General features: G+C 41.7%; 1 protein-coding gene and 1 pseudogene. Both read right to left on the reverse strand.

Features of this window, described 5'->3' with window-relative positions; genetic code table 11:
* Positions 1-18 precede the first annotated feature (18 nt).
* A complete protein-coding gene (locus ACFIL8_RS10165; RefSeq protein WP_375689665.1) occupies positions 19-1,146 on the reverse strand; it encodes a N4-gp56 family major capsid protein in 1,128 nt (375 codons plus the stop codon).
* Between the two features lie 92 nt (positions 1,147-1,238).
* Positions 1,239-1,522: pseudogene (locus ACFIL8_RS10170) on the reverse strand (hypothetical protein); the annotation flags it as partial.

Raw genomic sequence — 1,522 nt, forward strand, 5'->3', positions numbered from 1 at the left:
CTTGTTTCCTCCCTATGATTAATTATCAGGTTCACCACTGTAGGTGGGGATAACAATCGTTCCAAAATCTTGCGCTGCTTGAGAGCTATTTGGAAATTTGAAACGGGTTTTCTTCATGCCAATCAGTGTTTTCGCAGACAAACCATAGTAACGTTGATAGTCGAAATGCTCTTCCACCAATTTATAGCGATTGACATTGCGATTGTTCCCAAAAGCCATAACGATACTTTGTGCTCCAAGCAAAACAGCACGACGCACACTTTTTTTCGCTGTATGATCGGTAGATTTAACCCCATGGGTGACATGTTCAGATTCACGTAAAATCACACCATTATACATGCCTAGTGAACCATCAAAGATCGGATTCTTCGCACGCGAACCTGAATAAGCCGCCTTTTGTATATCAAGCCACTGACCAGTCTCTGTATTGGTACGCAATTGCATCACTTGTGTTGGATGCAAATAGAGAACATAAACACTCTCCCCATTCACACGTACTGGTCGAATTTTGGGATTAGCAAGTTTCGCCATTTTTACAGCTTCGTCAATAAGCTTCAAACTAAAGCTGTGTTTTGGCGCTTCACTTAGCTCTTCATCCTTGGTTTTACCATCTGGACGGATAATTCGCTTACTGCTTGGTGCCAGAGGTTCATTAAATCCATAATGCACATTCTCGATATCTATCATACGATCTTCAAAAGAGAGCGTCCTTGCTGTATATCCGCAAGCTTGAATGAAAAACATCAAGCTTAAGCGATCTGCATACCAATCAACTAAGCCATCTTTTGCTTCGTCGCGCAAATCAAACGTTGTACGTTGTTGCGCTATACTACCTTCATTTTCTACACGAACTGCATGCGAAAGTTCGTCAATATAGAGTCTGTCATGAAGGAATTGTAATGCCTCTTCATTCCCCTCAAGCGTCTGTCCTGAGGTAACTCCCCGTCCCAAAAGCTGTGTACGTAAGCTAAATGTAACACAATCCCCTCTGCCCTTCTGTGTTTCAGTTTTAAGTTGAATAATGCTGTTTGAACCCCTGCCTATAAGAGGGGCAATAGGTATCGCCTTTGAAACTTCTGTATTTAATAATTTTGACCACGTGCTTATCGCATGAGGATCATCTGCTCTAACTGTTGTTAATGCCATTGATTTTACCTTTCTTTGCTGTAAAAAAAACCGGCTTAAAAGCCGGACCATAACCCTGCATAAAACAGGCTAATTTCTATAAAAATGCACTCTTAATACCCGTTACCAGCACCATGCAATTGCCGAAAAATTGCTTTATTTTTCGGATTTGATATCCAAGCGTCAAATTCTTCTTCTGACATCCTATCAATGCTTGCTAAAGTGATTGGTCCAACACTGCCCCCTCCACCAGATGCCGTTAAGGTTCTCGCAGAATTCTGCCGGCTTTGAAGCGCAGCAACTTGATTATTCGCTTGTAATGCTTGGTTCTGATAGCCAAGATTTTGCGCTATTCTATAAATCTCTTCTGCCGGATTGAGATCTCTTTGTGCACAAG

Source organism: Bartonella sp. AP57NXGY, assembly GCF_042195805.1.
Classification (GTDB): Bacteria; Pseudomonadota; Alphaproteobacteria; order Rhizobiales; family Rhizobiaceae; genus Bartonella.

Excerpts from the sequence above, each read along its gene's own strand:
- ACFIL8_RS10165 (WP_375689665.1), bottom strand. The coding sequence starts at position 1,146 with ATGGCATTAACAACAGTTAGAGCAGATGATCCTCATGCGATAAGCACG.